Below are 2,903 nucleotides of genomic sequence, written 5' to 3'. Positions count from 1 at the left end.
CACTGACAATGCTCGCGCCATCCATGCCAGCCTCCTGCACCGGCACGCACCTGAATCAGAAAACCGCAGCGACGGGAATCCCCTTATGATTCAGCACGGTGAGAAACCGCTCTAGCGCTCGTCTGCACGTCAGCGACGATGGATGCTGGCGCATGGCATGATCGGATCGAGGTGGTACGCACAAGGGGTACGCCGGCGATCGCCGACATGGTCATGGGGCGGTTCCTGTCACCGCGCTTCGTGGCGACGCATGGCGGCGCGGCCGAGAGCGTGCGTCAGGGCCTGATTGCTATGGCCGATGCGGGCTATGCGGGTTGCGGTGCCGCGATCCGTGACATGGTCCTTATTGATCGGTTGCCCGCGATCGGTATTCCCACGCTCATCGTCGCGGGCGATCGCGACACCTCGACGCCGTTTGTGGGGCATGGCGAACACATCGCGGCGGCGGTGCCCGGCGCGCGCGTGGTGCATCTCGACGCCGCGCATCTCGCGCCGATCGAGACGCCCGCAGCGCTGGCGGCGATGCTTCGCGATTTTCTGGTACCGACCGATACTCACGATGCCGCAAATACATTGTTCGAGGCAGGGCTGCTTAACCGGCGTCGCGTGCTGGGCGATGCGTGGGTCGATGCGTCGCTCGCCAAGCGTACGGACTTCACCGCCGATTTTCAGGCGATGATCACGCGGATCGCCTGGAACGAAGTCTGGGGCCGGCCGGGTCTTGATGATCGCAGCCGTCGGTTCATTGTGCTCGCCATCACCGTAGCACTCGGCCGCTGGGAGGAGTTCGCGCTCCATGTGCGTACCGGGTTGATGCGCGACGGCTTCACGCGCGAGGAGCTCAAGGAAGTGTTGATGCAATCGGCCATCTACGCTGGCGTGCCCGCCGCTAACACCGCCTTTGCCGAAGCAGGCAAGATCATCGCCGACATCGACTCCGGCAGCGACAAGGATTAAACTCATCACTGACGCTTTCCTCTGCGACGCGATCCGCACGCCCATCGGCCGACTGAACGGGGCGCTCGCCAGCATCCGCGCCGACGACCTAGCCGCCATCCCGATGAAGGCGTTGATGGACCGCAATCCCGGCGTTGACTGGGGCGCTGTCGACGACACGATTTTGGGCTGCGCGAACCAGGCGGGCGAGGACAATCGCAACGTCGCGCGCATGGCCGTGCTGCTCGCCGGATTGCCCGAGGGCGTGTCGGGATCGACGATCAATCGGCTGTGTGGTTCGGGCCTCGACGCGATCGGATCGGCAGCACGGGCGATCCGCAGCGGTGATGCCGAGTTCATGATTGCGGGCGGCGTCGAGAGCATGACGCGCGCGCCCTATGTAATGGGCAAGGCGCACAGCCCCTTTGATCGCGCGCAGAAGCTAGAGGACACCACGCTGGGCTGGCGTTTCGTCAACCCAGCGATGCGGCATGCTTATGGCGTCGACTCGATGCCGGAGACGGGCGAGAACGTTGCTGATCAGTGGCATGTCAGCCGAAAGGATCAGGATCGCTTTGGCCTGGCCAGCCAGGAAAAGGCCGCTGCTGCGCAGGCGAGCGGACGGTTCGCCGTCGAGATCGTGCCCGTCACGATCCCGCAGAGGACGGGCGATCCGATCGTCTTCTCCGCCGACGAACATCTGCGGGCAACCAGCTTTGAGGCGCTCGCAAAGCTGAAGCCGGTCGTGCGGGCGGATGGCACCGTGACAGCCGGCAACGCGTCCGGCCTCAACGACGGAGCGGCCGCGACGCTCATCACGTCGGAAGACGCAGCGGTGCGACACGGGCTGATCCCGCGCGCGCGGATCGTTGCCATGGCAGCGGCGGGCGTCGCCCCCCGGATCATGGGCGTGGGGCCGATAGAGGCGGCACGCAAGCTGATGACGCTGGGTGGCATCTCGATCGAGCAACTCGACGTGATCGAGCTGAACGAGGCGTTCGCCAGCCAGGCGATCGCGACTTTGCGCGACCTCGACATCGATCCGTTCGACGACCCGCGCGTGAACCCTAACGGTGGTGCAATCGCGCTTGGTCACCCTCTTGGCATGTCCGGCGCCCGATCACGATGAGCGCAGTCGAGGAACTTCATCGTACGGGTGGTCGCTACGCGATGGCGTTCATGTGTATCGGTGTCGGGCAGGGGATCGGCTTGTTGCTCGAGCGGGTCTGACATCCCGAACACAAAGCCGTGTCGATGACAGTTTACCCGCAATACAGACTCATCTGTCGCAACCGCTTCTACGTTTGATCAGCGCTATTCTCGAAAATTATGCTAACTACAGAGATGTGCTACGAAGCCGGAATGCAGGGTAAGTCGGACCAGCGGGCGCGGCCCTCATGAGCGAGATCGTCGTCCATCGCACCGACGGGGAGGGGCTGCCGATCCGGGCGCGGCGGGGGATCGTCGAGCCGATCGATGTCCGCGTCACCCGGTTGCTGGGTCTTGCGCTGCCCGCTGATGCCGGCCCTGTCAGCCAGATCGGCTTCGACGCGCAACTTGGCGCTATGGCAGCAGCGAGCAAGGCCGCGCTGGCTTCTGACCTGGCCTGCTATCTGTGTTTGTGTGAGGACATCCGTGTCGCCCCGCTGCCCGCAGAGCCCGAAAACCTGGTCCGCTAATTCGCCATGCTCGAGGCGCGCGGCGCCAAGCCCGCGACGGTCGCCCGGCGGGTTGCCAGTCTCGCCACCGCACACGGCCTGTTAGGCCTGCACGAGAGGGGGCAGCGCCCACCAGCCACGGCATCGTCCGCGCCGCCCTCAAGGGCCTACGCCGACGTCGTGGCGCTGCCCAGAGAGGTGGTTCTAGGAATCTGAACAGCGGGGATAAGTGGATTGCCGATCTGACAGCGGCCATGCTGGCCGCGAAGAGGAAGCAAGATGAGCAAGCGACCCCGCCGGAACCACAGT

Annotated in this window: 2 protein-coding genes and 1 pseudogene; all 3 read left to right on the top strand. The window is 64.8% G+C overall.

All coding sequences use genetic code 11. The features are described from left to right. The first annotated feature begins 171 nt into the window (after positions 1 to 171). A complete protein-coding gene (locus U1708_RS20510) occupies positions 172 to 957 on the top strand; it encodes a carboxymuconolactone decarboxylase family protein (protein WP_332748134.1) in 786 nt (261 codons plus the stop codon). 4 nt (positions 958 to 961) lie between these two features. Then, positions 962 to 2,166 (top strand): annotated as a pseudogene (pcaF, locus tag U1708_RS20505) (3-oxoadipyl-CoA thiolase). A gap of 167 nt (positions 2,167 to 2,333) precedes the next feature. After that, a complete protein-coding gene (locus tag U1708_RS20500) occupies positions 2,334 to 2,615 on the top strand; it encodes a hypothetical protein (RefSeq protein ID WP_183938018.1) in 282 nt (93 codons plus the stop codon). Positions 2,616 to 2,903 lie beyond the last annotated feature (288 nt).

Source organism: Sphingomonas arabinosi (assembly GCF_036663715.1).
In the GTDB taxonomy this organism is placed as follows: Bacteria; Pseudomonadota; Alphaproteobacteria; order Sphingomonadales; family Sphingomonadaceae; genus Sphingomonas.
This window is presented reverse-complemented; position numbering and strand designations above follow the sequence as displayed.